Origin of the sequence: Bacillus mycoides, assembly GCF_001757995.1 — a bacterium.
In the GTDB taxonomy this organism is placed as follows: domain Bacteria; phylum Bacillota; class Bacilli; order Bacillales; family Bacillaceae_G; genus Bacillus_A; species Bacillus_A mycoides_B.
This window is the reverse complement of sequence record NZ_LXLV01000045.1, coordinates 58215-75960: the sequence shown is the minus strand read 5'-3', so window position 1 is coordinate 75960 and position 17746 is coordinate 58215. Positions and strand designations below refer to the sequence as shown.

Annotated in this window: 17 protein-coding genes; 13 read left to right on the top strand and 4 right to left on the bottom strand. The window is 35.1% G+C overall.

What is annotated here, in order from left to right; all coding sequences use genetic code 11:
• Positions 1–89 precede the first annotated feature (89 nt).
• Both BWGOE10_RS15905 and BWGOE10_RS15900 read right to left on the bottom strand, forming a co-directional pair.
• Positions 90–1373: an MFS transporter gene (locus BWGOE10_RS15905; protein ID WP_070143984.1), complete on the bottom strand. Its 1284-nt coding sequence runs from the start codon at positions 1371–1373 to the stop codon at positions 90–92.
• 218 nt (positions 1374–1591) lie between these two features.
• Complete coding sequence (locus BWGOE10_RS15900) at positions 1592–2218, bottom strand: ArsR/SmtB family transcription factor (RefSeq protein WP_070143983.1); 627 nt, start codon at positions 2216–2218, stop codon at positions 1592–1594.
• Positions 2219–2399: 181 nt separating this feature from the next.
• On the opposite strand from BWGOE10_RS15900, the gene BWGOE10_RS15895 reads away from it, so the two are divergent.
• Positions 2400–3464, top strand: a complete 1065-nt coding sequence (locus BWGOE10_RS15895) for an ABC transporter permease (protein ID WP_070143982.1) — start codon at positions 2400–2402, stop codon at positions 3462–3464.
• Complete coding sequence (locus BWGOE10_RS15890) at positions 3464–4135, top strand: ABC transporter ATP-binding protein (RefSeq protein WP_070143981.1); 672 nt, start codon at positions 3464–3466, stop codon at positions 4133–4135. The genes BWGOE10_RS15895 and BWGOE10_RS15890 overlap by 1 nt, the downstream gene beginning before the upstream one ends.
• Before the next feature lie 72 nt (positions 4136–4207).
• Here the strand turns inward: BWGOE10_RS15890 and BWGOE10_RS15885 are convergent, their stop codons facing one another.
• The gene (locus BWGOE10_RS15885) at positions 4208–5332 is read right to left on the bottom strand and encodes an LPXTG cell wall anchor domain-containing protein (protein ID WP_070143980.1); all 1125 of its coding nucleotides are present in this window, start codon (positions 5330–5332) and stop codon (positions 4208–4210) included.
• Positions 5333–5819: 487 nt separating this feature from the next.
• Here BWGOE10_RS15885 and BWGOE10_RS15880 point away from each other — a divergent pair, with 487 nt between their 5' ends.
• From BWGOE10_RS15880 to BWGOE10_RS15850, 7 genes are all read left to right on the top strand, one after another.
• A complete protein-coding gene (locus tag BWGOE10_RS15880; protein ID WP_070143979.1) occupies positions 5820–6530 on the top strand; it encodes a DsbA family protein in 711 nt (236 codons plus the stop codon).
• A gap of 559 nt (positions 6531–7089) precedes the next feature.
• Complete coding sequence (locus BWGOE10_RS15875; RefSeq protein WP_070143978.1) at positions 7090–8010, top strand: class I SAM-dependent methyltransferase; 921 nt, start codon at positions 7090–7092, stop codon at positions 8008–8010.
• Positions 8011–8192: 182 nt separating this feature from the next.
• Positions 8193–8618 carry an ester cyclase gene (locus tag BWGOE10_RS15870; protein ID WP_070143977.1) on the top strand — a complete coding sequence of 142 codons (426 nt, stop codon included), beginning with the start codon at positions 8193–8195 and terminating at the stop codon, positions 8616–8618.
• A gap of 440 nt (positions 8619–9058) precedes the next feature.
• On the top strand, positions 9059–9277 hold the full coding sequence (locus tag BWGOE10_RS15865; protein ID WP_070143976.1) for an RtcB family protein: 219 nt from the start codon (positions 9059–9061) through the stop codon (positions 9275–9277).
• A 282-nt stretch (positions 9278–9559) separates the two neighbouring features.
• Positions 9560–10519, top strand: coding sequence for an RtcB family protein (locus BWGOE10_RS15860; RefSeq protein WP_070143975.1), 960 nt, complete (start codon positions 9560–9562; stop codon positions 10517–10519).
• A gap of 82 nt (positions 10520–10601) precedes the next feature.
• The gene (locus BWGOE10_RS15855; protein WP_070143974.1) at positions 10602–10937 is read left to right on the top strand and encodes a hypothetical protein; all 336 of its coding nucleotides are present in this window, start codon (positions 10602–10604) and stop codon (positions 10935–10937) included.
• A gap of 103 nt (positions 10938–11040) precedes the next feature.
• Positions 11041–11973 (top strand): IS1595 family transposase, encoded by a 933-nt coding sequence (locus BWGOE10_RS15850; protein ID WP_070143973.1) that lies wholly within the window; start codon positions 11041–11043, stop codon positions 11971–11973.
• A gap of 79 nt (positions 11974–12052) precedes the next feature.
• On the opposite strand, the gene BWGOE10_RS15845 is transcribed toward BWGOE10_RS15850, so the two are convergent.
• The gene (locus BWGOE10_RS15845; protein ID WP_002066207.1) at positions 12053–12796 is read right to left on the bottom strand and encodes a class I SAM-dependent methyltransferase; all 744 of its coding nucleotides are present in this window, start codon (positions 12794–12796) and stop codon (positions 12053–12055) included.
• Positions 12797–13086: 290 nt separating this feature from the next.
• On the opposite strand from BWGOE10_RS15845, the gene BWGOE10_RS15840 reads away from it, so the two are divergent.
• From BWGOE10_RS15840 to BWGOE10_RS15825, 4 genes are all read left to right on the top strand, one after another.
• On the top strand, positions 13087–14199 hold the full coding sequence (locus tag BWGOE10_RS15840; RefSeq protein WP_070143972.1) for an aminopeptidase: 1113 nt from the start codon (positions 13087–13089) through the stop codon (positions 14197–14199).
• A gap of 280 nt (positions 14200–14479) precedes the next feature.
• Positions 14480–15718, top strand: a complete 1239-nt coding sequence (locus BWGOE10_RS15835; protein WP_070143971.1) for a DUF4073 domain-containing protein — start codon at positions 14480–14482, stop codon at positions 15716–15718.
• Positions 15719–15966: 248 nt separating this feature from the next.
• Positions 15967–16962: a D-cysteine desulfhydrase gene (locus BWGOE10_RS15830; RefSeq protein ID WP_070143970.1), complete on the top strand. Its 996-nt coding sequence runs from the start codon at positions 15967–15969 to the stop codon at positions 16960–16962.
• A gap of 136 nt (positions 16963–17098) precedes the next feature.
• Positions 17099–17728 carry a class I SAM-dependent methyltransferase gene (locus BWGOE10_RS15825; RefSeq protein ID WP_070143969.1) on the top strand — a complete coding sequence of 210 codons (630 nt, stop codon included), beginning with the start codon at positions 17099–17101 and terminating at the stop codon, positions 17726–17728.
• Positions 17729–17746 lie beyond the last annotated feature (18 nt).

Below are 17746 nucleotides of genomic sequence, written 5' to 3'. Positions count from 1 at the left end.
TTAGAACGGGGTTATGTTTGTTTGAGCTTTTTAAATTAAATAATTTTATCATAACTACACATTACGGATTAGATAATGTTTTCTTTCTGCTATAAAGCCGCACCTTTCCCACGTTCTTCCTTAAACCGAATACCAAAAGTATCCGCTGTAATCTCATCAGCTTTCGGCAATGAACGTAATTTCGGATGAAGTAGCCATACGAGAGAAATGAATAAAATCCCGATGCTAGCGAGCGCGAAAATGAGTTGGCTACTATATACATTTGCAGTGTATCCTCCAATTAAAGAGCCAAATGGCATAGCAATTGTACCCATGCTTCGCATGACTGAGTTGATACGTCCAATATATTGATTTGGAATTAAAATTTGACTAATTGTCGCAAATAATATGTTGGTGGCTCCAATTGGTATCCAAGCTAGGCCGAATAAGAAAATAGATAGCCATTGAAACGGTACAATTGTAGAGAGAAACCAAAATAAAGCGCCAGCCGCAAAGCTAATAATGGAGACACGGCCAACATTACGTTTGCCAACCCATGAACTGAATAGTGCTCCAATTAAACTACCGGCTGATATAGCGGCTAAAAAGAAGCCGTATAATTTCACGCCACCTAAAGAATCAGCGAAAGAAGGTAGTATTGCCATCGTCATACCGATAGAAAAATTAGCGACAACTGAACCGATTAAGAAAACGCCCATTAAAGAACGAAAGACGATTGAAAAGCCTTCTTTTAACTCAGAGAAATATTGTTTAACCGAAAACGATGTATTATCTTCAGAAGGGAGACCTGTATTGGTGTCTGCTTGTTTTGGCATTTTTAATGAAAAGAACAACAGGGCAGTAATCGCAAATGTAAAGGAGTCGATCACATATAAAGTAATTGCGCCAAATAGTGCTACTAATATTCCAGAAAGAGTCGTACAAATTAAATCAATGCCTTGATACGCAAATGAAAAGAGTGAATTTCCTTTTAACAATTGTGTTTTATTCAGTAGAAGTGGTAAAGCTTTTGATTGTGCGGGATAGGCGAATTGTTCGATAAAGGCTACGATTGGCATAATGATGAGTAGTAGTTGGACTGTTAATAGGTCGAAGTAGTGTGTAATGGGAATGATTAAAATAAGAATGCATTGCAGGACTTGTGTGATGACGAGGGTGTTTTTAATCGACCATCTATCAACAAATGGACCAGTAAGAAATTGAAGTGCAGAAGGTAATAATGTAAGGGAACCAGCTAATCCAGAATAAAAAGGATTACCACTAAGTTCATATACGAGCCACATCGCGGCTACATAATACAAGCTATCTCCGATGTTTGTAAAAATTCTCCCTAAAAATAATAAGAGGAAATTCTGGTTTTTTAATACGTCCATTTAATCTACTCCTTTATAATAAAGTGAAACTTTAATCAGTGGGGTTTTGTTCATCCCCACTGATTATTAGTTGAACCAATCGGGCGTTTACGGGCAGCCCGACTCCCACCTAACTTCTGTGCTCTAGCTGAATTTTGAGGTGGGAGTCTTACTGCCCGTTAATGTGGGATAAATTTATTCGGTAAAAAAAAATTGACCGTTGGTGTAAAAAAATCGCATTACGATTTTTCTTCTTTTTTAACAAAGCGCTGCATTGCTCGCTCATCAATTTGTAGTGCAGTAGTAGAAATGTAATATGATTTACTATTTGGATCTTTATCCGCGTCTTTTGCGATCTCATTTAATTCAGCCATCAATTCATAAAACTTTTTAACCCACACTTGAAATTGTTCTGGCGTGGCATCAAACTCCCAGCAGGATGAAACGTAATTCCACTCAGCAGGGTCTTCACTTACTTTTCGTAATGTAAAAGCTTCTTCTGGTGCAGCGAGAATATGAAGTTTCGTTCTTTCTGTCATTTGTAAAAAGATTTGGCGACCTGATTCGCTTAATATTTCTAAATGAGGTAATAGTTCTGCTGCAGGGGTGAAGCCTTTAGCGACAGATTGATAAAATTTTTGAACGATGCCATTTTTTTCTTCTGTATATACGATTTCTATAAAACCATTCTTCTCTAATTCTTTTAAATGATAATGAATTTTCGCCCTTGAAATGCCGAATTTTTCAGATAGCAGTTGTCCTGTATAAGGACGTTCGCATAGACGCATCATCATTTCGACTCGTAGTGGATCGCTCATTGCTTTTAGTTGGCTATAAGTAGTTAGTGTGAACATGGGCTTCAACATAATCAACTCCTCAAATTAAATTACTCGGTCAATATTATTTGACTGAATTGTATCAAGGATTTTAATTATTTTCAATACTTTCTGAAAATTTAATTTTTCTTCTGTAATCTTCTGTTCATATTCCGTTCATATTTCTTTTTTATGATAAGTGCATAGAAAGTAAGAGGAAGGAGCGAGCGAAATGTTTTTAGCTCTGCGTGAATTAAAACAATCAAAATTAAGATATGGATTAATCGGACTTATTATGGTGTTATTATCATTTTTAGTCCTTGTCATTTCAGGATTAGCAAATGGGTTATCGTATGATAATGCCTCATCAATTCAAAATATGGAGGCAAATAAATTCGTATTAGCGGACGATGCGGAAAATAAATTACTTCGTTCACAAATTAAGAAAGAAGATGTAGATAACGTAGTAAATCAAGCAGGCGAGAAAGAGGCAGTTCCGTTTCGTGTGAAAGTTTCAACTTATGAAAAGAAAGATAGTTCGAAAAAAGTTGATGTTGCTATTTTCTCAAGTGAACGTGATTCATTTTTAGAACCGAAAATTGTAGAAGGTGAGAAATTAGGTACAGCAAACAACGAAATGGTTGCTGATGAATCAATTAAAGAAAAAGGAATCGATATTGGGGATACAATTATTGATCCTGTTTCAAAGAGAGAATTTAAAATCGTTGGATTTACGAAAGATCAAATGTTTAGCCATACACCAGTCGTTTATGTAAATGAAGACGTATGGGGCGCTATCTCACAACCAAACCAAAAAGATTATAGTGCAATTGCGCTTAATACAGATAAAGAAATTAAAAATGCACATGTTATCGACAAAAAAGAAGTATTACAAAGTATTCCAGGATTTAAAGAAGAGCAAGGAACATTAACGATGATCATTGCGTTCTTACTTGTTATCGCTGCGTTACTAATCGGTGTATTCTTCTACGTAATTACGTTGCAAAAAACACAGCAATTAGGTGTACTAAAAGCAATCGGTACAAAGAATTCTTATTTAGCAAATAGCTTAGTCGTGCAGGCGTTATTCTTATCAGTCGTGGCGATGATAATCAGCATTGTTCTTGTACAAGGATTAGAACAGGTTTTACCAGCGGGTATGCCGTTCTTATTAACAACACCGATGATTGCACAATATGCAGCAATCTTTATCGTAATTAGTATTTTAGGAACACTTATTTCGTTATATCAAGTATTAAAAGTTGATGCATTAGAAGCAATTGGAGGCGGGATGTAATGACTTCATTATTAAAATTAGACAAAGTAAGTAAAGTGTACGGAGAAGGGAATACGGAAGTAACAGCCCTTCATCCGATGTCGCTTGATGTGAAAGCTGGAGAGTTTATCGGAATCGTCGGTCCTTCTGGATCAGGGAAAAGTACGTTATTATCAATCGCGGGTGCTTTACTATCACCGTCAAAAGGGGATATTTACATTCGTGAGAAAAATATTACGAAGTTATCAGAAAAGGAAATGACAGACATTCGTTTGAAAAAAATTGGCTTTATTTTTCAGTTCGCAAATCTTGTTCCATATTTAAATGTAAAAGAACAATTGCTTTACATTGCAAAACTAAAAAAAGACAACAAACAAGAATCTGAAAAGCGTGCGGATCATTTATTAGCAGCATTTGGATTAGGAGAAAGAAAAAATCATTATCCAAATCAACTATCTGGCGGAGAAAAGCAAAGGGTAGCAATCGCTCGTGCTTTCATGAACAACCCAGATTTAATATTAGCAGATGAACCAACGGCAAGCTTAGACTCAAAACGCGCACGTGAAGTCGTTGAAATGATGAAACGTGAAGTGAAAGAAAGTCAAAAAGCAGCGATTATGATTACACATGATGAAAGAATGCTTGATGTATGTGATCGTATATTGACGCTTAGAGATGGGCAGTTAATATAAAGAAAAAAGACAACCGTACATATATGTGCGGTTGTCCTTTTTATAGAATATATTAAGATAGTTATAATAGCATTATTTTGAGAAAAGCATTTTAATTTTTTTGCGCGTTAATAATAAAAGTCCACCTATAATTGATAACATTCCAAGTGGCACGTTACTTGATTGCTCACTACCAGCGTTAGGAAGTTCTCTAGCATTGTTTTTCGCTGGAACAGTAGTATTGTTATTATTTGCTGTCGTTTGTTTAGGTTGTGATACTTCACTGATTTTGTTATCTACATTTTGCTTCGTTGTATGCAACTCAGCTAATTTGTCGTCAATTTTTTTCTCAGTATGTTTAAAATCGTTTATTTTAATATCTAAGTCTTGTTTTTTCTTTGTTAAATCGTCTGAAACAGTTTGTTTCGCTTGTTTCATTTCGTTTATTTTATTTAGTAAGTCTTGTCTAGCCTCTTGTAATTCAGCTAGTTTGTTTTTCACATCTTGTTTAGCTAGTTCTAAGTTAGATGAAAGACTATCTAAATTTTGTTTGATTTTCTTAAGTTCCTCTAACGTGTTACCGGTATTCGGCTTATTTTCTTTAATTTCAGCCAGTTTGTCCTCAGCAGTTTGTTTCGCTTTCTTTAACTCAGCTAATGTTTCATCTACATGTTTTTTAACTTCCTTAAGTTCATTAACCTTAGCATCGATATTCTCTTTATGCTGCTTAATTTCATTCACTTTTTCATCGACAGTTTGTTTATGTTCTTTAATCTCATTAACCTTTTCATCAACAGTTTGCTTATGCTCTTTAATTTCAGCAACTTTTTCATCTACATGCTTTTTATGCTCTTTAATTTCAGCAATTTTATCCTCAGCGATCTGTTTATCTTGTTGAAGTTTTGCATCTAACTCTTGTTTATGTTGTTTAATCTCGCTGATTTTTTCATCTGCAACTTGTTTCCGTTGATGTAGTTCATTAACCTTTGTATCAACATTTTCCTTAACTTGGTTAAGTTCATTTAATGTTTGATCCACATTTTCTTTGTGCTGCTGCAATTTCGCATCTAACTCTTGTCTATGTTGCTTAATTTCAGCTAATCGATCTCCAGTACTTTGCTGGGGAGTAGCATCATTTACTTCTGCATGAGTAGGAGTAGATCCCGCAATCATTGCTAAAGCTAGTGTAGACGCAGCGATTGTTTGTTTTGTTTTCATATTTTTGTACCTCTTTCCTATGAATGAACTCTATTGTGTAAAATTGAGCATATAAAAGCAGATTATTATATCATTATATACCATCTGGGTGCTTGGAGGAAATAATTTCATAATAATCTATGATTATGAAATTATTAAACTTTCTTTTTTAGCTATGGAGTAGGGGACTAAAAGGCCACTCTTTACAATTATCAATGTACGAAGAGTAGGCTTTCAACAAATACATCCTTCCATTTCGGCTTCTGTTGAAAAAACAGTCCTATATTCAGTTGCGGAGCTAAAGCTCTAGTGATAAAAATGGAGAATATAAAATATAGCGAAACGAAACATCTACGTCTTTATACATATTTTTTAATTATTTGCACCAAAGCCCATAAAACCCCTTAAATAAAGTCAATTAAGTTGACTTTATTTAAGGGGTTACTGTACTATGCATAATATAGTCAATCAAGTTGAGACGCGATTGCAGTATAAAGGGGGTTTTTAAATGAAAGTAGAAGTGTGGTCAGACATTGCTTGTCCATTCTGTTATATTGGGAAACGTCGCATTGAAGCAGGACTTGAGCAATTTGTCCATAAAGATCAAGTGCAAATTGTTTATAAAAGCTTTCAACTGAATGAAAATGCGAAAAAAGATACGGAGTATGATGCGTACGATGCGCTTTCCACTAGGTCTGGAATGAGCCGTGAAGCAGCAAAGGAGATACACGAGAGGCTTGCCAAACAGGCTGAAGTAGATGGTTTGGATCTTAGATTTGATACGCTTCAGCTGACAAATACGTTAGACGCTCACCGTCTGCTTCACTTTGCGGCGCAGCATGGCAAAAATAATGAGGTAGCTGAGCTGTTGTTCAAAGTTTATTTTACCGAATGTAAGCATGTCGGCCGTCATGAAACGTTGATTGCGATTGCCGCCGAAGTAGGACTTGATCCGAAAGCTGCAGAGGAGATGCTGACAAGCGAGCAGTTCACCGATGAAGTGCGAGCGGATCATCTCGAGGGCATTCGTTTGGGTGTAAGTGGCGTACCGTTTTATGTCATCGATCGCAAATATGTTGTTTCCGGTGCGCAGCCGGCGAATGTGTTTCTCGAAGCGCTTGAGAAAACATGGGCTGAATCACAGTCACTGGCCGTGCTGAATCCTACTTCAGCCGAAGCGGGTCCAGTTTGCGAGAATGGCGTTTGCAAGAACGAGTAGCGTGTAGGGCAATGGCTCTTTTTTCAACGAGAGGGAAAATCATTGTTCTGACCGAACGTGGTTGTTGTGGCTGGATGAAGCATGGTTCGAGTAAGTAGATGTTCATGCAGCCTTTCATGCAAAGTACCATGACAGCACGGATAAACCTGTTCCTCATTAGGTAAATGATATTCAATCGTTTCAACAGGAGGTTTTTGGACAGACTCATCCCTATGACCGCTGAAAATGCGTTGCACTATGGATTAATCGATAAAATACTGGTGTGTCAGTCATAAGGAGTATGAAATGAAGAGTGTTTATTCTGTAGAGTACGAAATGGCTGAAGTTGTATTTTATAAAAAAGTTGTAGCCGCGAGTTTTGATGATGCGAAGAATCAAATTCGCCAGCAATACCTGATGTGCATATTCGAGCGGTTTCGATTTTAGACGATTTGGAAGATGTATAACTTGACAAAAAAACTTATTTATGCTATAATTTACTAATTAAAAAATAAGGTGCATAATAGGGTTCTCCTGGACAGGGGAACCCTATTTTTGTTGTGGAAATGAAGGAGAGTGTATGTGTGTGAAAAAAGGTGAAGCAAGTGTAACGTCGTTAGTATCAGCTTTCGGAAGGGCGTATCATAGTGAATTTGATAGGCCTAAAATTTTTGATGATTATGTAGCTAAAGATTTAATTTCACAAAAAGAACGTCATGATATCGAAACGAATATGGTTCAAGGGATACATTTTTTCAATAAAGATATTGCACAGCAGTTTCAAGATGATCCAAAAGAAATATTAAAATGGATCACACAAGTTCAATTATCACCAACACCTTTAGCACGTGCAGCATATTGTGAAAGAGTATTACTACATGAAATTACACTAGGCGCAAAACAATACGGCATACTCGGTGCAGGCTTAGACACGTTTAGTTTTAGACACCGAGAATTAGAAAATAGAATAGAAATATTTGAAATAGATCATCCTTCTACGCAACAGTTAAAGAAGGAAAGAATTAAAGAAGCAGAACTTGAAATTCCAAATAATCTTCATTTTGTTTCAATGGATTTTACAAAAAGATTTTCCTATGAACAGTTACGTAATGAAGGATTTGAAAATAAAAAGACTTTCTTTAGCCTTTTAGGTGTTACGTATTATTTAACGACAGAGGAACTTTCCAGTTTAATAGAATGTTTATTTGAGATGGTTCCAGAAGGGAGTTCTATCGTTTTCGATTACCCAGATGAAAACTTATTTACGGAAAAAGGATTATCCAATCGAGTTGAAAATATGGTGAAAATGGCTGCAGTAGGCGGAGAACCGATGAAATCATGTTTTTCTTACGAAGAAATGGAAGCACTGTTAGAGAAGTCGTGCTTACTCATTTATGAGCATTTATCACCAGAGGACATAAATAAATTATATTTTGAGGGACGAAACGATTATTTAGAAGCTTTTGAGGCAGTGCATTATGTTCATGCGGTGAAGAAGTAGGGAATTATTAGTGTGGATTTAGAATTAAGTTGCGACTTTTCTAAAAAAGATGAACCGAAATATCTTAATAAAGAAGAGGCTTTGTTTTTTTATTGTCCACATGGATCAGTTTACTTTAATAGTTAGATTAAAATAAACTGTGATATGATTAGTATTGGATTTATTAATAAGGGGGTTTTTAAATGACGCCAGAACAAATTGTTAGAAAATTTTTTGAAGAAGTACGTTCAGGGAAGAATCCTGACTATTCAAATCAATTGATGGCAGAAAAAGTATTGGCACATCAAATTGTATCTGAAGAAGAACAAACAGTTTGCAGAACACCTGAAGATTATGCTGAACATGTAAGAGAGATGATTGAAGTATATGGTAATTTTTCTTTAGAAATTCAAGAATTTTTAGTACAAGGAAGTAAAGTATATGTACGTTGGAAACAAGTAGGTATGCATCTAGGAGAGATCGATGGATATCAACCTACAGGACTCCCAATAATTCAAATGGCAAGTGCTGTGTATAGAATAGAAGATGGGAAAATAGCAGAGTATTGGATTCAAATTGATAGGTCAGGAATTCAAAATCAATTAGAGTGCAATAAAAATATTCAGTAGTTAATTTTTAAGAGTAGTAGAAAAATAAAAGCAAGAAACAACATCTTGTTAAGCGAAATGCTTCTGTTGCATAAGGTGTACAAAATGATTAAACTTTTTTTGGAAGAATTATTCGAATTATCACAAAAATATCGTATTTTGATTGACCTTTTTTAAAAATAGGCTCTGTTCTTTTATTTATTAAAGTTAATGGTATTATTTCAATTAAATTTTATTTTAAAGCTACAATTAGGCATGGGGAGAAATCTCTGTGTCTCTTTTTTATGGAAAAAGGAAATGAGATGTAATGATGGAAAGTATAATGATATGTATATTGCTATATGGTTTAAATCTATATTTCATCTAAATGTATTAGTTATTTGTATCACCACTTAAAGCTCCAATAATTCAATTATATTAATCACTGTTTTGTGGAAACTAAAGGAAAGGGGAAATAAAAGATGTTGAAATTACAAGGAAAATACAATGAAGCGAAAGTATTTACTACTAACGTAGAAGAAACAGCAGCAGGTCAAATTATTGATCTTTGTAACCAAGAGTTCGCAAAGGATAGTAAGATTCGTATTATGCCAGATACACATGCGGGCGCAGGTTGTACTATTGGGACAACAATGACAATTCAAGATAAAATTGTTCCTAATTTAGTCGGGGTTAACTAATCGGCTCAGACTTTAAACTACTCACTCAATTGACTGGGAACCCTAACGATAAAAGGCGAGGGCAATCAGCAGCCAGTGGTTATGGTGACATAATCGAATGGTTCAGAGACTTGTATCAGGTTAGCAGACTAAGATACAGAATTATTCCTCATCCATTTTGAGGTGAAGAGGAATAATTAATACGGTGAGCCTACGGTAGAGACTGCGTATCTCGATGACTGTAGAGAAGGTATAGTCCACTCTTTCAGGAAACTGGGAGGTAAGTACGATATTGGTTGTGGCATGGAAGTTGTTATGATTAATAAGCAGAAAGAGGAAATCAACTTCGACCACTTAGACGAAACGATTCGTCAATTTGTCCCAAGTGGTTTTCGTATTCGAGATAAGGAACATCGATTTTCAAAAATGATTGATTTTGCTAGTGTAATAGCTCCATTTACATTACAACGTGCTCAAAAGAGTATTGGTACGCTTGGTGGTGGAAATCATTTTGTCGAACTGAATGAGGATGATAAGGGGAATGTATTCATTGTCATTCATAGTGGTTCTCGTAATTTAGGTAAACAAATAGCAGAGTATTATCAAAACCTTGCTTATGAGCAACTTATCAACGTTAAATCTATTAAAGAGGAAATCATTGAACGTTTAACAAAAGAAGGCAGACAAAAAGAAATACATGAAGCTATACGCGGGATTAAGAGACCGACGATTCGCAAAGAGTTAGCGTATTTAGAAGGACAAGGATTTAAAGATTACATGAATGATATGAAGATTGCTCAAAAATATGCGGAGTTAAATCGTAAAGCAATGATGGATGAAATCGTCACTAGAATGGATTGGAAAGTAATAGATCAATTCACTACAATTCATAACTACATCGATATGGAAAATATGATTTTACGAAAAGGTGCTATTTCAGCTCAGAAAGATGAACGAGTAATCATTCCAATTAACATGAGAGACGGTTCAATCATTGCATTGGGTAAAGGAAATGCAGATTGGAACTTTTCTGGACCGCATGGAGCGGGGCGCATTATGAGTCGTAAGAAAGCTAAAGAAGTACTTAACTTAGAGGATTTTCAAAATACAATGACAGCAGTTTGGACTACATCTGTTGCAGAAAGCACTTTAGATGAAGCTCCAATGGTATATAAGCCAATGAATGAAATTGTTGAGAATACAAAAGAAACAATCGATATCAAACATATTATTAAGCCGATTTACAATTTTAAGGCTAATTAAAAGATGAGTAACGTGTATTGTAATGAAATATAGTATTGGAAAGTGGTCAGTATATTACTATTGGGAGTAGAGTAGGAGGATTGTGGATAATAATGTAAATGTTTATATAGGGGTAGCAGCGGCTATAAACATTTTTATCCTTTCTATAGTTTTCCTTTATTTTAATCCTTACAGTAATCAAATGCTTGATAAGGAAGTATATATTACTGTATTTTTCATGTTTTTGCTTCCGTCTTTTCTAGCAGTAATTGCAGTGCTTGTTAGGAAAAAGATTTTGATGATCCTTTGTGGAGGTTGGTTATTACCTGGGACACTTTACTTTAGTGTAGTTGCAATGCCGACGTTATGGAATTTATATATTATATTTTTAATGATTTATTTTATATCTATCGTTTGGATGAAAAAGAGAAATGCTTGAAGAGAGTAGTTCTCTTTTTATTTGGCTCTTTTCGTATAGATTGTTGCTATTTTGACCATCCTTCTGAGAGGTAATAAAATTCTCTTTCAGGAGGGATTTTAGTATGTGGAAAGACGTTTATGCCAATTTTTCAGATTTGCCAAAACATGAGCAAATCAAGCTGTTTAATCTATTAAAAGAAGATTTTTTTTCTAACGATGAAGAGAATATGAAGGATGCTTTTACCACCATTAGGGAAATGCGTTTTAAAGAAGGGTTAGGTTGTGTCCATTGCGGTAGTGTAAAGGTAAAGCGGAACAGCAAGTATAGAGATAGACAGCGTTATATCTGTCGTGACTGTGGAAAGTCTTTCAATGACTTATCTAATACCCCTATTTCAGGGACACGTTATCTTGGAAAATGGTCGAAATATTTTCAAATGATGGTCGAAGGTTATTCCCTCCGTTCGATGGGGTTTCAAATGTTGAACGGGATTATCGAGAGCGATGAGACCTTTTTTAAAGAGTCTTTAAAAGGGCGTAGGGGTTTAGATAGAAAGCCCAAGAAACGCGGAGGAAGAGACAAAAAGAGAGGGATTGGCAATCTTAAAATTGCCGTTGTGGTGGCTCAGGACCGTAATGGACAAGTTATCGCCCAAAAAGCTGGAACTGGTCGTGTGAGAGCTGAAGAAATTGATGCGGTTATCGGATGCTACATTGACCCTTCTTCGTTGCTATGCACAGACACAGCAACGAACTACAAGAAATTTGCTCTAATTAAAGCTCTGAAACACGAACCTATTAATCTAAGCAAAGAAGGATATGTAAAAAAGGGCATCTACCATCTCCAAAACGTCAACAACTATCACAAGCGATTAAAAGGGTGGATGAATAGGTTTCAAGGAGTAGCAACCAAATACTTGGACAATTACCTTTATTGGTTCAACTTTCTTCAACAAAGCAAAAAATTGGCGGAAAAAGAACAGATAAATCAAATGCTACTTAGTGCCTGTCAAAATTCTAATCAAATCACTGTGAATTTTCTGCGTGAAGTATAAAAAACAGCCATTCCTTAGTGAAACGGCTGTTTTCGTAATTCAATAAAAGCTCCCAGATTGCGGTAGATATTTTTAAATATTATTTTGTTTTTTTTGACTTGATTATAATAAAAGATGGACTTCGCGATTCGTTTATTAAATCTGGCATTTTCTCTATCCCTGCCAAAGTTGATTGTGGTTCGATTATTTTATCCAGCGAAAGCCCGTGTTCAATCAAAGTATTTATTAATGTGGCAACAGTTCTATGATAAATAACCACACTATCGTCAACAAACCAGTTGTGTACTCTGATTCCTTCTTCTTGATAATTATCTAATGCCCAGTGTGATGTATTACCATCCTCAGTTTTTATCCAATGGTTGCTTCCTTTGCGAGCTGTTGCTATTGGATGTTCGGTTGAAAAGATAAATTCACCACTGCTTTTTAATAGTTCATTAATCTTTTGAATCATTGCCGAGTAATCTTCAATGTAATGTATAGAGAGGGAACTTATAATCAGGTCGAACTTTTGATTGGTTAGTCCCATATCCTCCATAGGAAGACACATAAATTCTATGTTATCATCCTGATTTAACTTTTTAGCACGTTCAATCATATTTTTGGATATGTCTACACCTATTACGTTCTTTGCACCATTTTCTATACAATACTTTGAAAAATGACCATCACCGCAACCCAAGTCTAATACCGATTTTCCTTTCAAACACAGAATTAATGATTTGATTGCTGGCTGTTCTATGAAGTCATTAGCATTTATTCCACTTTCACGCAATGCTGTGTAGTTTTTGAAGAAATTCGGATTATCGTAAATATTTTGTTTCACTTACATCACTCCTCTGATAAGGTTTTCATAGATTAAGCTGACTTCTGTTTCCAAATTATCATACTAACCATAAAAATTTTGTCATCCTTTTATTATAGTAATGGTTTTTAGGAAGATATCTCGAACTCAATACTTTCACAATCCTGCCCGTTTGCTGAATAATCTGCTGTAAATACTATACCGTATTAAGAAAATTAACCTTTATTTTAATTATAAGCAACAATTTTTACGAAAAGAGCCTTTTATTTTTTATTAAGCTATTGAAACGATAGTGAAGGGACGAGAGCGTAATGAAGCGAGAACTATCGAAATTAGCGGATGTACTAGTCAATCATTCGACTAAAGTGCAGCCTGGTGATCATGTGTTAATTCAAAGTGTTACTGAAATAGATCCCGCAGTAGTTCGTGAAATTATTAAGTCTGTGGAAAAAGCAGGGGGATATGCGCATGTATCAATGCGCGATGTTTCTGTTACAAGGCAATTAATTCTATCAGGATCTGAAGAACAATTTAAGTTATTTGCAGATTGGGAGAGTTATCGATTAAGTAAAATGCAAGTTTATATTAATCTCCGTAGTCCTAGAAATGCATATGAATTAGCAGATGTACCGGCAGAAAAAATGAAGTTATATCAAAAGATATTTGGAAAAGCACATAGTGAAGCAGTGTATAAAACGAGATGGGTGACAACTCGCATTCCGAATGCGGCTTCTGCGCAAGAAGCAAATATGAGCACTGAGGCTTATGAAAAATTTTATTATGATGTATGTACGTTAGATTACAATAAAATGTCGAAAGCAATGGATCCGTTAAAAGAATTAATGGAAAAGACAAAGCAAGTTAGGATTATTGGAGAAGGTACGGATTTGAATTTTTCAATTGAAGGAATTGGTGTTTTAAAAGGAGATGGCACAGATAATATCCCTGATGGCGAAATATATACAGCACCTGTCAAAGATTCAGTAAATGGAGTAATAACATTTAACACAGCATCTGTTCAACAAGGTTATGCGTTTCAAAATATTAAGTTACATATTAAGAATGGGAAAATAATAGAGGCATATGCAAACGATACAGAGCGAATGAATCAAATTCTTGATACAGATGAGGGAGCAAGATATATTGGAGAATTTGCACTAGCGTTTAATCCCTACATATTACACCCGATGAATAATACGTTATTTGATGAAAAAATAAATGGTAGTTTTCATCTAGCGATTGGAGATTCGTTACAAGGTGCAGACAACGGGAATAAATCAGCAATACATTGGGATTTAGTAAATATTCAAAGACCAGAGTATAGCGGTGGTGAAATTTGGTTTGATGACGTACTGATAAGAAAAGATGGACGTTTTATTTTGTCAGAGTTGTTCGGATTAAATGAAGATAATTTGAAAAAGTAAATCATTTTATTGAGATTATGTAAAATAGATTAAAACACAACATATCAAACTACGAGATTAATCGTGTGATTTTACACTCATTTAATATTAATAGGTAAATAGAACAATTGGTGCCAATTGTTGAATGGGTAGTGTAAAAAAGACAAAATCTCTTAAAAAACACTTAAATTTTTACTCCATCAATCTTTACAAACCCTCTTTATAATATGAATTGGACAAGCAACTAAGAGAACGCAGAACATGTCAGTTTATACATTCTATTATTAGGGGGAGAAATTGTATGAAAAAGGCAGTTGCTTCGTTAGCCGTGATGGCAGTGTTATTACCAACGTTTTCGATGAATGCTGAGGGAAAAGAACAGGCACAAGCACGAAAAACAGCGACGATGTTTAATGTTATTAGTGACATTCAAGGGGATTTAGGGGATTTTGATCACGTATTAAAAGATATGAACAAAGTGACACCACTTTCTAGAGCGCTTATTATGAATGGGGATATAACGCCAACTGGACAGCAGTCACAATATGATGATGTGAAGCGTGTGTTAAACAAGAATAAGCATCCGGAAAATGTATGGTCAACTGTTGGGAATCATGAATTTTACGCTGGTAAATGGACAGCTGATGGGAAACTCTCTCAAAATACATGGCCAAATGGTGTAACGGAAGAAACATTGTTTAATAGATATTTAAAATTTAGCGGACAAGATAAGGTATATCATAAAAAAGAATTAGACGGTTATCCGCTTTTATTTTTAGGAACTGAAAAATATATGAAATACCACGATTCAAAAATGTGGGATGAAGTATATATGAGTGATGAGCAATTAGGATGGTTAAAACAAAATTTAGAAGAGTATAGTCAAAAAGATAAAAATAAACCAATTTTCATTTTCTCTCATCACGTTTTACCTGATACGGTATCTGGATCAAGACAAAATCCGTATTTAGAAGATTATTTAAATGTTGATAAATTGTACGATATATTAAAAGACTATCCGCAAGTTGTTTTCTTTACGAGTCATACACATTGGGATTTAAACTTACCAGATTGGGCTGGTAAAAAGAAAATTGAAGGCGGAGACGAAAAAGGATTTACGGTTGTAAATACGGGCGGAATTGAAACTGGTTGGATGTCGGCTGGACCAAATGGTGGCGAGAAGACTGCGCCGGATGGATATTCTTTCAAACAAGGATTACAAATAAAAGCATATGGTAACGATGTAGTCGTAACGGCTTACGATTATAAACGTGATAAGGATATTAAGAAGTTATTAATTAGTGATGCGAAAATCGCACAAATGGCACCAAATGTAACCGCTGATGATAGTAAAAATATAATCGTTGGTGCCACGGAGTATATGGAGTACTCTGTAGAAGGAACGAACGAGTGGAATACATATAATCCAGGAAACCAACCAAAATTTGATGGGGATAAAATTGTATACGTACGCCATAAAGGAGAAATGAATTTAGAGGCAGGATTAACACAACTTCTTCGTTTTTCGGCAAATAAGTGATTGGAGAGAGCCCGCATTTAAATGTGTGGGCTCTTTTTTGAATGATGAGAAATGGATTTTGTAAGTCGTTGTTTGTCGGTAAGTCGATATTCTATGTTGAATCGCCGGTAAAAGTAAAATATCGCCGATATAATTTCATTTACTTAATTTCGATACATTTTTAATCCAGAAAGGTGACTTCATCATTTTTCCATGTAATAATAGTATGGTTACATTTACTGTGAAAGAGTATAAAAGGAGCGTTATTGATGAATTTAGCTAAATTCCCGAGAAAAAAATATACAGAATCATATACACCAATTGAAAAGTTAAACAATTTTTCTGAAGCACTTGGTGGACCGACTATTTATTTTAAACGAGATGATTTACTTGGTTTAACAGCTGGTGGTAATAAGACGAGAAAGTTAGAGTTTCTAGTTGCAGATGCACAGGCAAAAGGTGCAGATACATTAATTACAGCTGGTGGTATTCAGTCAAACCATTGTCGTCTAACACTTGCAGCTGCGGTAAAAGAAAAAATGAAATGTATTCTTGTGTTAGAAGAAGGGCTTGAGCCAGAAGAGAAGCCAGACTTTAACGGTAACTATTTCTTATATCATTTATTAGGCGCTGAAAATGTAATTGTTGTGCCAAACGGAACAGACCTTATGGAAGAGATGCATAAAGTAGCGAAAGAAGTAAGTGAAAAAGGAAATACACCATATGTCATTCCAGTTGGTGGATCGAACCCTACTGGCGCAATGGGATATATTGCTTGTGCGCAAGAAATTATGGCTCAGTCATTTGAGCAAGGAATTGATTTCAGTTCAGTTGTTTGTGTAAGTGGTAGCGCCGGTATGCATGCTGGTTTAATTACTGGTTTTTCCGGAACACAAAGCAAAATTCCTGTAATCGGAATAAATGTAAGTAGAGGAAAAGCGGAGCAAGAAGAAAAAGTTGCAAAACTTGTAGCGGAAACTTCAGCTCACGTTGGTATCCCAAACTCTATTTCACGCGAAGCAGTTACATGCTTTGATGAATATGTAGGACCAGGATACGCTTTACCAACACCAGAAATGGTTGAAGCAGTACAGTTACTTGCGAAAACTGAAGGTATTTTACTTGATCCAGTTTATACAGGTAAAGCAGTAGCGGGACTAATCGATTTAATTAGAAAAGGTAAATTTAATAAAGAGGACAACATTTTATTCGTACATTCAGGTGGCTCACCAGCTTTATATGCGAATACGTCTTTATTTGCGTAAGTGTGAAAAAGCATTGGATATCCAATGCTTTTTGTTTTGAATTAATGTTGAAATTTGATACAATTTCGTGAATATGCGATGATTTTTCAACATTCAATGGTAAAAAACGATATATATATATAAAGGAGATTGATGTATGACAGAATTTTGGGAAGCAAGTTTTATAGAAAATCAAATGATGTGGGGATTTGAAGCTTCAGATTCCGCAATTTTAGCGAAGGACTTTTTCCTTGAAAAGAAAGTGAAGGATATATTGATTCCTGGTATTGGATATGGTAGAAATGCAAAGGTTTTTATTGATAACGGAATAGATGTAACAGGTATTGAAATTTCAAAAACGGCGATTGAATTGGCAAGACAAAATGAACTTAATGCTGATTTCTTCCATGGTTCAGTAACGGATATGCCTTTTGATAATAAGCTTTATGATGGTATATTTTGTTATGCACTTATTCACTTATTGAATAAGGATGAGAGAGAGAAGTTTATTAAAGATTGTTATAGTCAGCTAAAACCAAACGGATATATGATTTTTACTACTATTTCTAAAGATGCCCCAATGTTTGGGAAGGGCAAACAACTGGGGAAAGACTACTTCGAGATAATGGAAGGGGTAAAAATGTATTTCTATGATGTTGACTCGGTAAAACAAGACTTTGGAAAATATGGACTGATGGAAACTACGGAAATTGTGGAGCCACATAAAAATATGGAGAGTAAACCTCCATTTAAATTTATAATGATCAAATGTCAAAAAATACTATAATTATAATTTTGTAAAAAA